Here is a 16,247-nt window from a genome sequence, read left to right on the forward strand (position 1 = left end):
GTAGGAAAATCCAAAAGTTTAGATTTTCCCACAATGCTTATCTTTTGGTCTTTGGTTCGGAATAGTGTAGTGCTGGCGGTCTATCTCTTGTTTTCGGTTGCTTGCTTCCTTACCGTACATGAGCATTCACCTGGGGAATCAACGTCTTCCGTCCCGTCCCCAGGCTGAGAAAAGCTCCTACCTTTTCCGGATCCCCCAAAGTGGCGGAAAGACCGATCCGCCGGGGATTCACCCCAGCTAGCCGAGACAGCCGCTGGATCAGGCACAGGGTCTGCCCGCCCCGGTCTCCTCGGAGCAGGGAATGGACTTCGTCGATGACCACGAACCGCAGGTCCCCAAAGAGACAGGGAATGGCCATATGCTTGTGGAGCAGCAGGGCTTCCAGGGATTCCGGAGTGATCTGGAGGATCCCGGAAGGGTGTTTCAACAGTTTGGCCTTATGGGACTGGGATACATCCCCGTGCCAGTGCCATACCGGGATGCCCCCCTCTTCGCACAGGGGCTGGAGCCGCAGGAACTGGTCATTGATCAGAGCCTTCAGAGGACCGATATAGATGCAGCCCACACTTTTTGGGGGGTCCTGGGCAAATAGGGACAGGATGGGAAAGAAAGCCGCTTCCGTCTTGCCCGACGCAGTGGAAGCTGTAAGCAAGAGATTCTGGTCCGTATTCAACAGCACATCCCCGGCTGCCACCTGGATGGGCCGCAGTTCCGACCACCCCTGGCTGTAGATGAAATCCTGGACAAATGGTGTATACCGGTCGAAGATACTCATGGTTTCCTTCCTTTATACGGTGAATTCCGCAAATTCAGGCGCCGTCTCTTCTCCTTCTACGGCATTTTTCGCATATTGGAAACTGTCGGACTGGAGCAGTTCCGCCACCTTCAGCTCCGGATGCTGGTACAGGATATCCAGCACCTCGATGAAATCCCGGATCACTTCCCGGGGGGTGATGTGGGAATCCGCCCCGATCCGTTGGAATTCGATGCGGACGAAGGCCACCAGGTCCTCCTGGGACACTTTGGGAGCATACCCGTAGAGCACCCCGTGGATCTCTGCCAGTTTTTCCACCAGCACCAGCATTTCATCGCTGGTCAGGGGCTGGAGCCGGATCACCGGAGCCAGCAGGTCCTTATGGTCCCCAGCAAAATGGCCTTCCGCCAGCCGGGAGCGGAGCGCTTCATAGCTGTACACCCCCCGCCGGGGATCTTCCATGCACTGAGGGGTGCCTCCCATGATGATGCCCAGGTAGTGGGCCTTCCCCTGTAGGGTATCGTTGTACATGGTGAGGATCTTTTCGTAGTTGTACTGCCGGGTGATGGCGTGAGGGATCTTGTAGATGTTCACCAGTTCATCGATGCACACCAGGAGCCCAGCATACCCGGCCTGCTTCAGGAACAGGGCGAAGATTTTCAGGTATTCGTACCATTCTTCATCGGAGATGATGATATTCACCCCCAGCTCCTGCCGGGCTTCCGTCTTGGTATGGAATTCCCCCCGGAACCATTGGATGACTTTGGCCTTGGCGGCTTCGTCCCCTTGGCGGTAGGACCGGTAGTAGAGGGTCAGCAGCCGGGCGAAGTCGAAGCCGTGGACCATTTCGTTCAGGGAGTGGATCACTTGCCCGATTTTCTGTTCCACCAATCCATCCAGTCGACCGTCAGTGAGAGGGAGGCCGCTCTCTGCCATGGCCTGCTGCTGGACCTGGCTGATCCACCGATCCAGGATCAGAGGCAGGGCGCCCCCTTCCGGCCGGGTCTTGGTGGCCATGTTCCGGACCAGTTCCCGATAAGTCGCCAGCCCCTGCCCCTTGGTGCCCTGGAGCCGCCGTTCTGGGGAAAGATCCGCATCCACCACCACAAAATCTTTTTCCATCACATAATTTCGGATGGTCTGGAGCAGGAAGCTTTTCCCGCTGCCGTACCGGCCCACGATGAACCGGAAGGAGGCTCCCCCCTCGGCGATCACTTCCACATCATGGAGCAAGGCGTCGATTTCATTCTTCCGTCCTACCGTGATGTAAGGCAGCCCGATCCGGGGTACCACGCCCCCCTTCAGGGAACTGATCAGGGTGCGGGCGATCCGCTTAGGTATTTTCAAGGTCATGGTGCTATCGTTCCTTTCAGATCTTCCAGATAATCTTCTATGACAGAGGGCGGGTCCCCGGCTTCCAGGACCGTATCCCCGAATTCTCCATAACATTTTTCATTGATGCCGTCCGCCAAAAGAGAAAGCATCAGGCCTTTGGCCGGAGCCCAGGAAGTATCTCCCCCGTAAAGCAGGTCCTGAAGATAGTGATATTCGTCTTCTGTCAAGCCCCAGGGCCGGTCTGTCTGGGCCGGATCAGCGGGCCCTTGCCCTACAGCTGGACCCTGTCCTGCCTGCCCGGAAGGGGGCTCCCCGGAAGCCTGCCTGGAAGCAGCCCCTTTCAGCGAGGTGGCCGGCAGATCCGGAGCCTTTCCCCAAAGCGGAGCATCCGGTCCTTCCTCCAAAGAAGGCAGGGCCTCCTCCCTCCGTTCCTCTTCTGTCATCAGCTTTTCCCGGGTCAGGGCTGCCTCTTGACGAATCGTATCCAGCCGGTCCAGGTGGAACACTACTTTCCGTTTCTCTGCTTCCTGCTGTTCCTGCCGGTCTTCCTCCACGGCCTGGTGGACCAATTTAGCCAGCCATTTATAGGAAAGGGGCTGCTGGAGGGGCTGAGGAAAATCCAGTTCATCCCGGATCAGGCCATCCAAGGTCTTCATCAGTTTGCCCAGTTTCCGGAGCTGTGGGGCGGCGTAATTATAGTGCCGGAGGGTCCAGTTCCCTTTCCGGGCATGATAAATACAGAGGGGATTCACCTGCACCTTGAATTCCCGTCCATCTTCTTGACGCAGGAATACCGCATTGGCAAAAAGGTCCAGCCATTCGTAGGACGGTCCCCCCACATGTTCACGAAGGAAAGACTTCTTCCGGTGGGATTCCCAGTAGGCCTGGATCATCCGGTAGATCCGGCCCAGCAGGCGTACAGTGTCATCCGGATGCTGTTTATACAGCTTGGACCGGGAGAGACGGTAGGTGGAAAAGAGATCCAAGGCCTCGAACAATTCCTGATCCGATGCCTTTTTGTAGCCATCCAGCACCAGATAAGCCGCATCCTGTCGGGTCCGCTTGGTTTCCGGCAGTAGCTGCGGATCCAGCTGGTAATACAGCACATAATCCCGGAGCCATTGGTAAAGATACGGCAGGATCCGGTCATCCAACTGGCCATAGGCTTCCCCGAAAGCCTTCAGTTTCTCATAGCCGTCCTGGGGATCCTTCACCCCGATCTGGTTCAGCAGCTCGTAGATATATAGGAAGGCATAGGTCAGGGAAGTCCGTTCCAGTTCCTGATGCCGGAGGCGGGTCCGCCAGCCGAAATATCCCCGCAGCTCCTGATCCGTGAGCGCCCGATAGGTAGGATAATAATGGAGCACCGGCAGGTCGTATACCGTATCGTCTTCGTAATCGGCCGTGGCCTTCCCCTGGCGGACGAACAGTTCCGGAGTCGTTTCATACCGGTTCGTTTCGTCCTTTTCCATGGCCCGGATCTCTTGGAGCGGTCCCGGCAGGGATTTTTTGGGGGCACGGGGTTTGATAGGTTCAGAAGCATACAGCTTCTGGAGCAGCCGGAAAGCTTCTTCTTTTTCCGCCGGTGTCTTTTTCACGAACTCCATCCTCCTCGCCCCCTTTCTCCCAACGGCCGTAGGATTCCACCAAAAGCAAACATTTTTTCACTATCTTTCATTATAACCCGAAAGAGGGGACTGTTGCAAGCGCAACAGCCCCCTGCTCCCTGCCGCCTTACGCCATACAAGTGGTGCAGTTCTTAGACTGAGGGAACAGCAGCTTCCACAAGCACCCTTCCAGCACCACCCCTTCTTTGGGATCGGTGCCTGCTTTGATCGTGGTGTCGATCACGTAACTGACATAGTCCGCTGCTTCCTGGACGCACCGGTTCAGATCCCGGCCGTTGAGCACATAGCCCAGCAGAGTGCTGGTGAACACATCCCCAGTCCCGCAGGTGGCAAAAGGCAGCTTCTTCACTTCATAGGCTTCCGGGAACAGCTGGCTGGGTTCCGAGCTGACAATCTTCAAATGTCCCTCGTCGCAGGGTACACTGGTGATCACCACCTGCTTGGGTCCCAGTGCCAGCAGCTTGTCGCAGAGAGCTTCCAATTCGTCATCCGTAGGCGCTCCTTCCTTCCAGGGCATATCCGTCAAGAGGCAGGCTTCCGTATAATTGGGGGTGATCAAGGTAGCATGGCTCACCAGTTCCTTCATGGCTTCCACCATGGTTCCGTCGAATACCGGATACAGCTTCCCGTCATCCCCCATGGCCGGATCCACCACCGCGATACGATCTTCCCCGGCAAATTCTTCAATGGCGTCCATCACCTGGGCCGCCTGATCCGGTCCTGCCAGGAACCCGCTGTACACTGCATCGAAAGAAATCCCCAGGGCCTTCCACTGGTCCCGGTATGGAGCCATCAGGTCCGTCAGATCCCGGGAAACGAACTTCCCGTAGGTCAGGTTGTTACTGTACAGAGCCGTAGGGAACGGGCAGACCTGGTGCCCCATGGCGGACAGCACAGGTATGGCCGCCGTCAAGGAACAGCGCCCAAAAGAACAAAGGTCATGGATGGCCAATACACGTTTGATTTTCATGGAAATACCACCTTTCAGATGCAGAAAATTGGACACGGGCAAATGGTCAGCATTACTTGTATTGTACCCCATATGGGCCAGAGATGCTAGGGAAAGTGCTGCACACGCAACACTCTTTGAACGCATATTCTCCCTCGGCTGGTCACTGCTCTCCCAATTGTTGTACTGACAACGGATTTTCCCGCTTATCCACGGTATACTTGAACCATAGAAAAAACAGGCTGCTGCCAAAGGAGAGGTTTCACATGGGAAAGAAAATTACGGATAAAGTCACCTGGGTTGGGAAAATCGACTGGGAACTGACAGAGTTCCATGGCCATGAATACTCCACGGAAAAAGGGTCCTCCTATAATTCCTATCTGATCCGGGGGGATCAAAAAACGGTGCTAATGGACACGGTCTGGAAGCCCTTTGATGAGGAATTTGTGGCCAACCTGAAACAGGAGATCGACCTGAAGGCCATTGATTATATCGTGATGAACCACAATGAAAACGACCACAGCGGTGCCCTGCCGGCTCTCATGCGAGAAATCCCCGATACCCCCATCTACTGCACCCAAAAAGGGGAAGCCATCCTCCGGGGTCTGTACCACCAGGACTGGAACTTCGTCACTGTGAAGACCGGGGACACCCTGGACCTGGGGGGCAGCCAGCTGGTGTTCATCGAAGCCCCCATGCTCCACTGGCCGGACACCATGTTCACCTATATGACCGGAGAGAACATCCTGTTCAGCAACGACGGCTTCGGCCAGCATTACGCCAGCGAAACCCTGTTCAATGATGCGGTGGACAAGGCCGAACTGTACCGGGAAGCCATGAAGTATTACGCCAACATCCTGAACCTGTACAGCCCCATGGTCATCCGGAAGATCGCCGAAATCCTCAAGATGGATGTACCGGTGACAATGATCTGTCCCAGCCACGGGGTGATCTGGCGGGATGATCCGCTGCAGATCGTCAAAGCCTATCAGGAATGGGCCCAGAATTACCAAGAAAACCAGGTGACCCTGATTTACGACACCATGTGGAATTCCACCCGGCGGATGGCGGAATGCATCGCCGAAGGCTTGATGCAGGCGGACCCCACCCTGACGGTGAAGATCTACAACTCTGCGGTGGATGACAAAAACGACATCGTGACGGAAGTGTTCAAATCCAAAGCCATCCTGGTGGGCTCCCCCACCATCAACTACGGGTTCCTGTATTCCATCGGAGGCATCATGGAGATGATCCGGGGCCTGAAGTTCAAGAATAAAAAAGTCGCCGCCTTCGGCAGCTACGGCTGGAGCGGGGAAGCCGTGAAACAGATTACGGAGCTCCTCAGCGGGGCCGGGTTCCAGGTGGTCAACGAAGGGCTCCGGTGCCAGTGGGCCCCGGACCAGGCCAGCCAGGAACTATGCCGGAAGTATGGGGAAGAATTTGCAGAAGCGTTGAAGTGAGAAAAGGGGGTGCTGCCCACAGCGTGCAGCACCCCCTTTTCTGTCCGTGGAGCTTGCTTTATAATTATAAGTAAAGTATGTATAAGGAGGCTTCCGCTGTGAATCTATCAAGGTTCCAAAAAGACAAATTGGCCGGTTTCCTGGCCCTATCTGTGTTCTTGCTGGGAGCTGCAGGAGGTGCCCTGGTCTGGGCCTTCCTCAAGATCCTGGGAATGGGCATGGGATTTTTCTGGGAAACCCTTCCCCAGCACCTGGGAGCGGGTTCCTGGTACATCCCGTTCCTGTGTCTTACCGGCGGGCTGGCCATGGGTCTGTTCCAGCAAAAATTTGGGATACTCCCGGACACCATGGCCGAAGTCATAGCCAAAGTGAAACGGGACGGCACCTACGATTATCACCGGCTGCCCGCCATTTTCACCGCCGTGCTGCTGCCTCTTTTTGCCGGAGGTTCATTGGGCCCGGAAGCCGGGCTGACAGGGATCATCACCTCCCTGTGTTTCGCTGTAAGGGATCGGATCCGCCAAATCGTCTTCCAGGTCCGTGCGCTTGTGCAGCTGGGCAGCCAGCCTGGCCTCGCTGTATTCTTTGCCCCCTTCCCTGCAGGTCCTCCTGCCGGAACCCCTCCCCCGATTTTCCCTGATCCGAAACAGCAGCACCGGGTGAAGGTCCTCATCTATAGGGCTGGGGTCCTGGGCGGTGTACTGGCCCTTCTTCTGCTGCATTCTGCCGCCAGGCCAGGCCATGGACTGCCCCAGCTGATGTGGCGTCGTTGGGCGGGCCTGGCGGAATGGAAGTGGATGCCCCTTTTTGCGGCCGGCGGTATCCTCTTGGGAAAATTGTATCAACTGTTTGCCAAAGGCGCCAATGCCCTGGCCCATTCCCTGGCCAGGAACCGGATACTGTCCTGTCTCACGGCCGGGGCCTTTGTCTCCCTGCTGGGGCTCTGGAACCTGGATAACCTGTTCAGCGGCGGGGGCCGTCTGCTTCCCCTGACTGCCGCCTGGCAGCAGCTGCCGGTGACCCTGCTCTTTCTCACCGCCGTCACCAAGCTGCTGACAACGGCCCTGTGCCTGGCCTTCGGCTGGAAAGGGGGCAGCATCTTCCCCATTGTGTACAGCGCCGTGTCCCTGGGGTATGGGCTGGCAGCCGTTACCGGAGCCGGAGCCCTTTTCGCTGCCACCGCCACCACCGCTGCGGCCTGCGGATACCTGTCCAGGCGTCCCCTGCTCTCCACCGCCATCATGCTCCTGTGCTTCCCAATCCGCACCCTAGTCCCCATGCTCACCGCCGCTGCCGCCGGGGCGTGGGTGGGGAGAAGGCAGTGCAGAGTGAAGAGGGCAGAGTGAAGAGCGGGATTCGTCCAGCGTCGGACGTTCAGCGTTTGTCGAGGGACCGTTGGGACGAAGGTACGATGGATTCGTCGTTCGATCACAACGGATGGTTCTGTGTTCGCCACCCCTGTAAGGGGCCGGCCATACAGCCGGCCCGTTCATCGGGGATACGATGAAAACCGCTCCTCCCGACTTCACCTTCCCTCCGACACTGACGTGGTAGGGCGTGCCAGAGGTACACCCGTCCCGGCCTCCCGTGAGGGTATACTCCATCTTTTTTGTTGTAAAAACAACATACCAGTTTCCTGTTCCATGCTATATTGTTTCCAGAAAGACGAAGAACGTAACATCACCTGGGATAACAGGAACGAACGGAAGGAGAATCGGTATGAAAAATCTGGAATGGAACGATAAAATCAGCAGCTTTAAAAGAGTCGACGTGCGGGGCATTGCGGGGAATTTCCTGGAAGGCCTGAAAAAACAGGCGGCCAAGCTCCCTGTGGGCCAGGGGCTGGAAGTGATCCAGACCTTTGAACCCATTCCCCTCTATGAAGTGATGGAAATGCTGGGCTATGAACATACCACCGAGAAAAAGGCCGACAATGAATACCACGCCTATTTCTACCGGACCGAAAATAAAGGGAACACGGAAGAAGCCCCAGAACGGCCGGCGGTGATTGCCAATTATCCCATGATCGACGAAAAAATGGGCGAACTAGCGGTGGAATTTTGGGATATGACCTGGAAAAGCGAAAAACGCTACCTGGATTACAACATTCGGCTGCTGCTTTCCCTGGCCAATGCAGTAGGTGCCGGACGGATGCGCCAGGCCATGCGGGAACTGCTGAAGGCCTATGCCAATGGCCTAGATTCCCGGGCCCTGGACGATGTGTTCGAACAGCTGGCCTGGAACATGGGCATCGGCTTCTTCAGTTCCGAAATCGCCCCCTCCCTCCTGTTCCAAGCCTACAAGCTGATCAAACAGATGGAAAAACAGGGCAAAAAAAGATCCGAGATCAACCAGCTGCTGAAGGAGCATTTGTCTGACAGAAAAGGAGGATGCATGTAACAGAAAGGGGTGTTGCTATGGGCAACACTCCTTCACTATCAGTGGCCAACAGTCAACGATCAGCGATCAGTGGAAATCAATTTTTCCAAATTGATTTTGAAAGTATAAAAACAAAGACTCACCAAACTCGTTTTGCCGTTATTCAAAGCCAGTGCTGCTGGCTTTCTTGGACCGTTGACGGGGCTGCTGCACAAGCAGCCCCTCACAGCCCTGCTCCACATCCCGGTACGTGCTCACAAAATCCCTCGTATACCAGGGGTCAGCGATTTCCCGGGGATGATCGGTGAAATCCAGCAGCAGATGGATCTTGCGGTCCGGGTCTCCCCCGGCAATCCGGCGAATCTCCCGCACATTTTCATCGTCAAAACCAATGAAAAGATCGTAGTACCCATAATCCGCCCGGGTCATCTGCCGGGCTTTCCGGGGCGTGTAAGGAATGTGGTGGAGCTCCAGTTGCTCCTTCGTCCCCCAGTGGGTATCGTTGCCGATTTCCTCCCGGCTGGTGGCCGCCGAAGCGATTTCATACGCATCCTCAAGATGGTCTCGCCGGACCAGCTCCTTCATAACGAATTCCGCCATGGTGGAACGGCAGATGTTGCCATGGCAAATAAAAAGTACTTTCACCAAAGACACGAACTCCTCTCTATGCCAAACTATGCCAAATTGGGCCGAATTAATGCCGGTTCCCGGATTTTGCCAGTCCATTCAGGGAAGACAAGAAATGGCATAACCTGGCATAACTTTTCTCCTCTAAGTAGTAAAAGTAGTAGTATTTTGGGCAATTCCTACTACTAAGCGTTTTCTGGGATTGATTATAGCAGAAAAGGGAGTGCTGCACAAAATATGCGGCATTCCCTTTTGTCAGCAGTCAACTGTCAGCGGTCAGCGGCCGATGGACGGAACCCGGCAGCGGGTTCCTTTGAAGGAGAAAAACGGAGTTCCACCCAATTGAACCTTCTCCCCGTCACCCCGACGAAGACGGCGTAGGGGTTCGCCGAAGGCAAACCCATCCCTGGCCGCTCTCACAAATTCAATGACCAAGATTCGGAATCAAAAATGCCAGTTGCCCCTGCAGTTCTTCATTTTTCAGTGTTTCTTTGACCCACCAGCCACCGGCATTCACAAGGCCATATTTTTTCATAAATCGTTCTATTCGATTTAGACGCCAGCTAACGGATTCTTCCGGCAGAAGCAGCCTTTCCTCTGCCGCAATCTGCATAAGCCGTGCTTCCAGTTCGTCCATAAGATTTCCCCATTGATCGGTTATTTGAATCGCTTCTGCATATTCCGGTGTTCCCTGGGGAAAATCATATTCGTTATCTTCTATCCAGAAAAATTCATTACAAACGGCCGCATAGAGGTTCGCCAGCGTTTCCGTATCTGTTGTCTTCTCTGCTAATTCCTGCATTTCCTCAATGGAGCGCCCTTCAAGCGGTTCAGAAGCCATTATATAAATTCGATCCATATTTTGAAGTTCAGAATTGATTTTCGCCAGGACTTCTTCATCCTTAGATGATTTTTTATCTATTTCGTCAGAACTTGTCATGATTCTGCACCTACCGCATCTTTAAAAACAGCACAACCATCTAGAATTCCACATTTTCTATTTCAGAAGCAATTTCAGTAAGACTCTTTCCATCAAAGAACGGCTTGTTCATAACGTCATCTATGCTGGTCATTGTTTCCGCTTTGTCGCCATACCATACATCGAACTCATGATGAGAAAGGGGATCCACCCCGCAGGGAATTCCCTTATAATCAAAAACGACGTGCTGGATTAAAGAATTGATCCGGTATTTTAGAAAATCAACCGTTACAAGAAAGTAATCTGATTCCTTGGTTAGAAATGGTCTTGTATATCTTGTAGGCTCGACTTCCAGCCTGTCACCCTTTTTACGCAGAAGCAAAACAATTGGCGGTACAACTGAATCATCCATCACATTTTTACCGTAATCCTTGGTTGGCACATTATAAGGAGAAGCAGGTGCCTGGTACCCTCGCATTTCATAATCTTCACTTATCCTACATTTTTTCAGCTTTTCTACTGAAAGATTATGTTCTGCAAAATATTTTTGGATCACCTGATTCACCTGGGGCTTCAAATCCTCCCACATTGTGTCAACGCACAGTCCATGTTTATGACTTCGGTTTATGCTCATGTTTCAGACCCCCATCAACCGTTTTTTTCTTTCTCTATGCCCATTATACCAAACGACCTATCCCAAAAACACCACAGAAAAGACCCGCAATCACAAGACTGCGGGTCTTCTCTTTTTTCCGGCAAAGGCCAACTGCCTTCCCAGTTTCTACGCCTTATTCGGAAACCGGATCACCTTCGGCTGGATCTCGCCCACCTTTTCCAGTTCTTCCCTTACGCTTTCCATCTCCTTCTGCTGCCGGGCCTGGATCACTTCCACTTCCTTCTGGGCATCGTTGAACTTGATGTGGGTGTACACATTCAGGGTGATGCCGATGTCGCTGTGACCCATCAGGTACTGGAGAGTCTTGGCGCTCACCCCGGACAGAGCCATGTTGGTGCAGTAGGTGTGGCGGCACACGTGAGGGGTGATCTTCGGCAGCTGGTACTTGTAGGTGCTGTTGTATTTCTTCAGGATATGCTGAAAATACTTCTGCCAGTGCTGGGCCACCATGGGAAAGCCCCTGTTATCATAAAAAAGAAACTGCCCCACTCCGTCGATGATGGGTTCCACCTTTGGCGGCCTCCGCTGCCGGAGGACGGTCACAAAGCACCGGTACACTTCGTCCGTCATGGGCAACAGCCGGGCCCCGGCCTTGGTTTTGGTGGACAGGATGTAATATTTACTGTTGGATTTCTGGAGCTGCTTGTCCACGTTGATGGTCCGCTTTTCCAGGTCAATGTCGTTCACCGTCAGCCCGCAGAATTCTGAGATCCGCAGCCCGGTATGGAACAGGATGTAGATTCCTTCGTAGTACCTCTTGAAGTATTCGTCCTTCCGGATGAATTCCAGGAAAATCCGCATGTCCCGTTTGGAAAGAGCCTCCCGCCGTACGCTGTCGTTGATCAGCACATCCTTCATTTCGAAGTTGAAAGGATTCCTCCAGAGGATCTCATCATCCACGGCCATTTGAAAGGCCGGACGTACCACGCCCCGGATACTGTGGATGGTACTGTACCCTTTCCCTTCCGACTGCATTTTGATCAGCCATAATTTGGCATCGGACATTTTCACCTTCCCAATGGCCTTCTGGGAAAACGGGTCCTTCTTCAGGGCATTGACTATGAACTTGTAGTTGCTCAGGGTATTGGGTTTGACGCCCTTTTTCAGCATCAGGTACCGCTGGACCAGCTCCAGGACGGTCATGGAATCCGAATGGGCATTGGGGCAGATCACCAGTTTCACTTCCAGGCTGTCTTCCATCTCCCGGAGAGAACGGCAGGGTTTCCGTCCCGGTGGCAAGGGATCCGTAGGCTCCAGCTTCCAGCTGTACAGGAATTTCGGCCGCCCGTTCACCATATATTTGAACTGATACTTTCCATCGATCCGCACGGACTCTCCCGCCCGTAAGATCCTTCTTTTCTTATCCCGGCGCACACGGCCCCGCATATGGATTTTTTTCATTGTTTTTCCCCCTTCTCCTTGTTTGGCATCCTAATTCATCACTCCAAATGTCAAATAAGTCAACTTAAATACAGGATGTCTGGCGGAGAAACTTTTCAAACTCCTCCCGGATGATCAGCACTCTTCGTCCATTCCAGACCAAAAACTTCGCCCCAGGGTGTTCCGCCGCAATCCGCCGCAGCCGCTTTTCCCCAATGTGGAAATACTGCCTGGCCTCCTTCACGGTCAGGGCATACCGCTGGTTAAAGGGAATCTCTTTACTTTCCATAGTTTTCAAACCTCCTGTTCTGTCTGTTTCTACTGGTAACAGGACAGGAAAGGGGGAATAAGTACTTTTTGCACGAAAAAAAAGCCATGGCAGGATTTTTCCCACCATGGCTCTATTCATTTCCGCACCAAAGCCACCAGCAAAACCGTACCTATTCCATAAGCCAAATTCCGCTGTGCCTTCAGCCGTTTCTGTGTTCTATTGGTTTCTTTCTCGTATGCGGCTAAGGATTCGTTGGCAATCCGCAAGGATTCTTCCTGCCTGATCGAGGTCCTCTCCAGTTCTTTCAATTGACTCCCGAGCCGTTCGGACTGTTCCCTGGCTTTCTGCAATTCGGTCTGTGCTGCGGTCAATTGCGCTTCCAAGGTCTCCATGCGTTTCATCTGCTGCTTGGATTCCTTCTGTAATCTGTTGTTGATGGTCTGCAGCTCGCTGATATTCTGCTCCAACTGGGTCAGTTCCTCTTCTGTTATGGTATACGTAGAGGCCCAGGACACCTGCGGAAAGGAGAATAACAAACAAAGCAGCAAGACCCAGACGCTTTTTCTCAATCATCCCCACCCTCTTTCTTCAGATGACCAAGGTGAACAGGAGCACCCCGGTCAAGATGCCCAAAAGATAGCCTAAGAGAAATTCATCGCTGATCCGCCACATGTCCATGGTCTCTCATCCTTTCCGGGCCACATAATCCGTCACCCCGCGGGCAATGGCACGGGCAAATCCGTCCTTCTGATTCATCAGGAGCTGCACATCCTCTTCGTTGGTGATGAACGCCGTTTCCACAAGAACCGCCGGCATATCCGTTTCCCGAAGCACCGCCAGCCCCGGCCGTTCCTTCACACCCCGGTCCACGGTGCTCAGGCTCTGGACAATCTGGTTCTGGATGCATTCTGCCAGGGCGCAGGCTCCTTCGCTGTCCCTGCTGTACACCAGAGTTTCCGTCCCCTGGGCTTCTTCCGCGGCCGCATTGCAGTGGATGGAAAGAAAGAGATCTGCCTTCCACCCATTTGCGCTGGCACAAATATTGGTATAGTTGGGAGATTCCCCGCAAAGATTGTCGGACTGGACCAGCATACAGTCATAGCCCACCCGGTTCAGGTACTGCTGGACTCCGGCTCCGATTTCTTTTACGATATCCGCTTCGGTGACTCCATAAGTTTTATTGACGGCCCCACTGTCCACACCGGGCATATGCCCAGGATTAATAAAAATTTTCATGTCTTATCCTTCTCCTTTTCAAAATGATCCGGGACTCCATTTCCATCAAGATCCACGAAACAGCCTGCAATGAAGGTGACAAAGCCTACCATGGCAGGCCCCACTAGTTCCCGTATCATTGCCAATAGGTCTGGCAGCTGGATTTTTCCCATCACGGCCAGATACATCCAGAATCCGTAATAGGAAACTACAAACAAAAAGACCGTCACAAGATACCCTATGACGATCCATTTGATGGGCTGCTGGAACTGGTTCAGGCGCTTCTTTACAGTCCCAAGGCTCTTCTTGAGCCACCCTCTTACTTTTTCGAACATGGCGAATTCCCCATATCCCGATTGTGGTCATGAATTCTGTCTACTTCTCCCTTCAGATCTTTGTACCGGTGCCAGAGATTGGTAATGTTCGTCTCCACACTTGCCTGGGCCACTCGCATTTCGTTGATCAGACCGGTCAGGTCCTCCAGGGCCTTGGTATTATTGTCGATACTCTTGTGGAGCGCCCGATTCTCAATCTTTTGAGGACGCAGGATGAGCCAGCACCCGAATACGGCCAGGGCACTGATCACGGCGTTCACAAAAGTGTAGCTGATAAAATCCATGTTGCCCCTCCTTTCTTTTACCGCTGGAAACCTGAAATATGGAGTGCCCGCCCTTTGTACCGTCCACATTGAGGCCCACAGTACACATCTTCCGAAGGACTCCAAACGAAGGAAAACCAGTTTTCCCCTCGGTCAGCTCCTGGCTCTGTCCGGCATGGCTCACATAAACCGGCTCCTTCCAAAAGGTTGAGCGGTCAAACACAAGGGATCCCTCAATCCGGCCATAATGGATTTGGACCTTCCCCGTATGCGCGGACCAACTGAAAGCCCGGTCCAGCTTATGGAGATCGGCCATGGCCACATGGGGAAACCGGGAAAAGTCATGAGTCCGACTCTTTAATTCAGGTTGCCCATTGGGCAGAAACACTTTGATGAAGGTATCCTTCCCGGACTTGTCGATCTGCACATAGCCGTTGATGCGAAGGGTCTGGAGCAGCTCCTGGGGCCCCAGATCCATCACCTGGAGGATTTCCCGGAAGTTAAACAGCGGATAGACGGTCCCAGTGATGGGATTTTTCAGAATCACCGTGGAGGACCCGCTCCGCAATGCAGCAAGATCAATAACCACTCGTTTGTTATTACAGAAAAAGCGCAATCCATTTTCTTCCAGATCCAGAGAAATGGTATCTTCCGTATGGATGGCCTCAGGGAAGATATAAATCGAGTTCATTGTCGGGTCACTTCCTTTTGGAACCAGGTATAGAGGGCCTTGTAGAATCGGCACTCCATTTCATGTTCCTGGCTGACAATACAGGCCCCGCCGCACATACCGTAGACGGAACACTGGCGACAGCCAGGACTGACGGAATCAATGAGAGCCTGCTGTTCCTTCAGCCAATCCTTTCTCAGTTTCTCTTTCCGGATATACAAGCAAGGATAAGCCTGCCCTCGGGCATCCACCTTCTGGATGTGCCGGTTGCTGCAGTAAGTCTCCCCAAAAGTGTAATGGACTTCCCGTCGCCGCTCCAGGGTTTGGTAGAGGCCATCATACCGTTTGTCCCGGATACCGAATCTCCGGAGCCGGGATAGGTAAAGTCCCACATATTTCTTGTACTGCTCCAGGAGAGAATCATAGTCTTCCTGGGTCAGGGCATAGGGCTGATTGGCTTCACTAGTCACATGCATGAGATGGGGAAAGAAGGAAAGGGGCCGTCCGATGACCTTCTCTTTCTCCCGAAAGCGCTCCATGATGGCTCCCATATCCGTATTCCCGTGGTACAGGGTAGTGGAAACCGCCAGATCCGGATACTCCAAAAGAGCAGTAAAGGGATCATAGCCCCGCAGGTCCTTTTCTGCTCCATCGTAGCTGATGCAAATCTGGAAATGGTGTTCCCGGAAGTAGTCCAGGTGCTTTTCGATGCCGATGCCGTTGGTACTGACTGAAAACTTGGCCGTTGGTACAGCCCCCACCACCTTTCGGACCTCTTTCATGTAAAGCAAAGGTTCCCCTCCCATGAACTTGATGGATCCAGGAGGATTCTCTTTTAGTTCCGCCAGGAATTCTTCCGAAATTCCCCCTTCCCCGTCCGAGGCCTCCCGGTGGCAATAGGCACAGTGGAGATTACACTGGCTGCCCAAGTAAAGGGTAAGTTGAACCTTGGTCGACAAATCTAGCCTATTTTTCTGCATAGTCATCCTACTTTCCAACAAACACCAGGTAGTCGTTCCACACTTCGTACCACTTCCGGCCCAACTTGATTTTCACCGGGCCTTCGTACCCAAAGGGATACAAACGGAAAGTGCCTGTTCCCTTCACCAATCTTACCCGCCTGTTATTCACAAGGCCGGCAGACGCTTCCACAAAGACTTCTTCATCGTCAATATCCCTGGTCAACTTCTCCTTTGTAGAGAAATTCCCCTTGTACTTTTGGATGGTAAAATCGATATAATCCTTATCACCTTCCGGGATGAAGGGTTCTTCCGGATCTCCATCAATCAGGTATCCTTTCCGGTTGGCCATCAGTTCCCGGTCCCCAGCGGAAAGGCTGTAGCTGTCCCAGAGTTTCATCCTGGGATGATCCCCCAGGATCAAGTC

The 16,247-nt window shown here is 53.4% G+C and carries 17 protein-coding genes and 2 pseudogenes; 4 read left to right on the forward strand and 15 right to left on the reverse strand.

Going from position 1 to position 16,247, the window contains the following annotated elements; all coding sequences use genetic code 11:
* Positions 1-121: 121 nt before the first annotated feature.
* From ACTUHY_RS11755 to ACTUHY_RS11770, 4 genes and pseudogenes are all read right to left on the reverse strand, one after another.
* Positions 122-775: pseudogene (locus ACTUHY_RS11755) on the reverse strand (DEAD/DEAH box helicase); the annotation flags it as partial.
* Positions 776-787: 12 nt separating this feature from the next.
* Positions 788-2,107, reverse strand: a complete 1,320-nt coding sequence (locus ACTUHY_RS11760) for an ATP-binding protein (protein WP_442827848.1) — start codon at positions 2,105-2,107, stop codon at positions 788-790.
* Positions 2,104-3,696, reverse strand: a complete 1,593-nt coding sequence (locus ACTUHY_RS11765; protein ID WP_442827849.1) for a TerB N-terminal domain-containing protein — start codon at positions 3,694-3,696, stop codon at positions 2,104-2,106. Before ACTUHY_RS11765 ends, ACTUHY_RS11760 begins: the two co-directional genes overlap by 4 nt.
* 127 nt (positions 3,697-3,823) lie before the next feature.
* Entirely contained in the window at positions 3,824-4,687 is an 864-nt protein-coding gene (locus ACTUHY_RS11770; RefSeq protein WP_442827850.1) for a pyridoxamine kinase, read from the reverse strand.
* A gap of 245 nt (positions 4,688-4,932) precedes the next feature.
* Here ACTUHY_RS11770 and ACTUHY_RS11775 point away from each other — a divergent pair, with 245 nt between their 5' ends.
* The 3 genes from ACTUHY_RS11775 to ACTUHY_RS11785 all read left to right on the forward strand — a co-directional run bounded on the left by ACTUHY_RS11775 (position 4,933) and on the right by ACTUHY_RS11785 (position 8,526).
* Positions 4,933-6,126 (forward strand): anaerobic nitric oxide reductase flavorubredoxin, encoded by a 1,194-nt coding sequence (locus ACTUHY_RS11775; protein WP_442827851.1) that lies wholly within the window; start codon positions 4,933-4,935, stop codon positions 6,124-6,126.
* 98 nt (positions 6,127-6,224) lie between these two features.
* Entirely contained in the window at positions 6,225-7,472 is a 1,248-nt protein-coding gene (locus ACTUHY_RS11780) for a chloride channel protein (protein WP_442827852.1), read from the forward strand.
* Positions 7,473-7,845: 373 nt separating this feature from the next.
* Entirely contained in the window at positions 7,846-8,526 is a 681-nt protein-coding gene (locus ACTUHY_RS11785) for a DUF2249 domain-containing protein (protein ID WP_442827853.1), read from the forward strand.
* Between the two features lie 138 nt (positions 8,527-8,664).
* Here the strand turns inward: ACTUHY_RS11785 and ACTUHY_RS11790 are convergent, their stop codons facing one another.
* Entirely contained in the window at positions 8,665-9,153 is a 489-nt protein-coding gene (locus tag ACTUHY_RS11790) for a low molecular weight protein-tyrosine-phosphatase (protein ID WP_442827854.1), read from the reverse strand.
* Positions 9,154-9,384: 231 nt separating this feature from the next.
* On the opposite strand from ACTUHY_RS11790, the gene ACTUHY_RS11795 reads away from it, so the two are divergent.
* Complete coding sequence (locus ACTUHY_RS11795) at positions 9,385-9,513, forward strand: hypothetical protein (protein ID WP_442827855.1); 129 nt, start codon at positions 9,385-9,387, stop codon at positions 9,511-9,513.
* Positions 9,514-9,556: 43 nt separating this feature from the next.
* Here ACTUHY_RS11795 and ACTUHY_RS11800 read toward each other — a convergent pair whose 3' ends face one another.
* From ACTUHY_RS11800 to ACTUHY_RS11845, 10 genes and pseudogenes are all read right to left on the reverse strand, one after another.
* Positions 9,557-10,072, reverse strand: a complete 516-nt coding sequence (locus ACTUHY_RS11800) for a hypothetical protein (protein ID WP_329777601.1) — start codon at positions 10,070-10,072, stop codon at positions 9,557-9,559.
* A 40-nt stretch (positions 10,073-10,112) separates the two neighbouring features.
* On the reverse strand, positions 10,113-10,616 hold the full coding sequence (locus ACTUHY_RS11805) for a hypothetical protein (protein ID WP_329777600.1): 504 nt from the start codon (positions 10,614-10,616) through the stop codon (positions 10,113-10,115).
* A 216-nt stretch (positions 10,617-10,832) separates the two neighbouring features.
* The gene (locus ACTUHY_RS11810) at positions 10,833-12,128 is read right to left on the reverse strand and encodes a tyrosine-type recombinase/integrase (protein ID WP_441094210.1); all 1,296 of its coding nucleotides are present in this window, start codon (positions 12,126-12,128) and stop codon (positions 10,833-10,835) included.
* Positions 12,129-12,192: 64 nt separating this feature from the next.
* A complete protein-coding gene (locus tag ACTUHY_RS11815; RefSeq protein ID WP_416182001.1) occupies positions 12,193-12,396 on the reverse strand; it encodes an excisionase in 204 nt (67 codons plus the stop codon).
* Between the two features lie 116 nt (positions 12,397-12,512).
* Entirely contained in the window at positions 12,513-12,845 is a 333-nt protein-coding gene (locus tag ACTUHY_RS11820; RefSeq protein WP_442827856.1) for a peptidase M24, read from the reverse strand.
* Positions 12,846-13,062: 217 nt separating this feature from the next.
* Entirely contained in the window at positions 13,063-13,614 is a 552-nt protein-coding gene (locus ACTUHY_RS11825) for an N-acetylmuramoyl-L-alanine amidase family protein (RefSeq protein ID WP_278673972.1), read from the reverse strand.
* Positions 13,611-13,928, reverse strand: coding sequence for a hypothetical protein (locus ACTUHY_RS11830; RefSeq protein WP_278673971.1), 318 nt, complete (start codon positions 13,926-13,928; stop codon positions 13,611-13,613). The genes ACTUHY_RS11825 and ACTUHY_RS11830 overlap by 4 nt, the downstream gene beginning before the upstream one ends.
* Positions 13,913-14,212, reverse strand: coding sequence for a hypothetical protein (locus tag ACTUHY_RS11835; protein ID WP_278673970.1), 300 nt, complete (start codon positions 14,210-14,212; stop codon positions 13,913-13,915). The genes ACTUHY_RS11830 and ACTUHY_RS11835 overlap by 16 nt, the downstream gene beginning before the upstream one ends.
* 666 nt (positions 14,213-14,878) lie before the next feature.
* Positions 14,879-15,820 carry a radical SAM protein gene (locus tag ACTUHY_RS11840; protein ID WP_442827857.1) on the reverse strand — a complete coding sequence of 314 codons (942 nt, stop codon included), beginning with the start codon at positions 15,818-15,820 and terminating at the stop codon, positions 14,879-14,881.
* A 28-nt stretch (positions 15,821-15,848) separates the two neighbouring features.
* Positions 15,849-16,247, reverse strand: a pseudogene (locus tag ACTUHY_RS11845) (hypothetical protein); the annotation flags it as partial.

The organism is Acidaminococcus nyctereutis (genome assembly GCF_052216985.1).
Lineage (GTDB): Bacteria > Bacillota > Negativicutes > Acidaminococcales > Acidaminococcaceae > Acidaminococcus > Acidaminococcus fermentans_A.

Coding starts and splice junctions, on each gene's coding strand:
- ACTUHY_RS11775 (WP_442827851.1), top strand. CDS start 4,933: ATGGGAAAGAAAATTACGGATAAAGTCACCTGGGTTGGGAAAATCGAC.
- ACTUHY_RS11835 (WP_278673970.1), bottom strand. CDS start 14,212: ATGGATTTTATCAGCTACACTTTTGTGAACGCCGTGATCAGTGCCCTG.
- ACTUHY_RS11825 (WP_278673972.1), bottom strand. CDS start 13,614: ATGAAAATTTTTATTAATCCTGGGCATATGCCCGGTGTGGACAGTGGG.
- ACTUHY_RS11815 (WP_416182001.1), bottom strand. CDS start 12,396: ATGGAAAGTAAAGAGATTCCCTTTAACCAGCGGTATGCCCTGACCGTG.
- ACTUHY_RS11785 (WP_442827853.1), top strand. CDS start 7,846: ATGAAAAATCTGGAATGGAACGATAAAATCAGCAGCTTTAAAAGAGTC.
- ACTUHY_RS11830 (WP_278673971.1), bottom strand. CDS start 13,928: ATGTTCGAAAAAGTAAGAGGGTGGCTCAAGAAGAGCCTTGGGACTGTA.
- ACTUHY_RS11810 (WP_441094210.1), bottom strand. CDS start 12,128: ATGAAAAAAATCCATATGCGGGGCCGTGTGCGCCGGGATAAGAAAAGA.
- ACTUHY_RS11765 (WP_442827849.1), bottom strand. CDS start 3,696: ATGGAGTTCGTGAAAAAGACACCGGCGGAAAAAGAAGAAGCTTTCCGG.
- ACTUHY_RS11770 (WP_442827850.1), bottom strand. CDS start 4,687: ATGAAAATCAAACGTGTATTGGCCATCCATGACCTTTGTTCTTTTGGG.
- ACTUHY_RS11800 (WP_329777601.1), bottom strand. CDS start 10,072: ATGACAAGTTCTGACGAAATAGATAAAAAATCATCTAAGGATGAAGAA.
- ACTUHY_RS11760 (WP_442827848.1), bottom strand. CDS start 2,107: ATGACCTTGAAAATACCTAAGCGGATCGCCCGCACCCTGATCAGTTCC.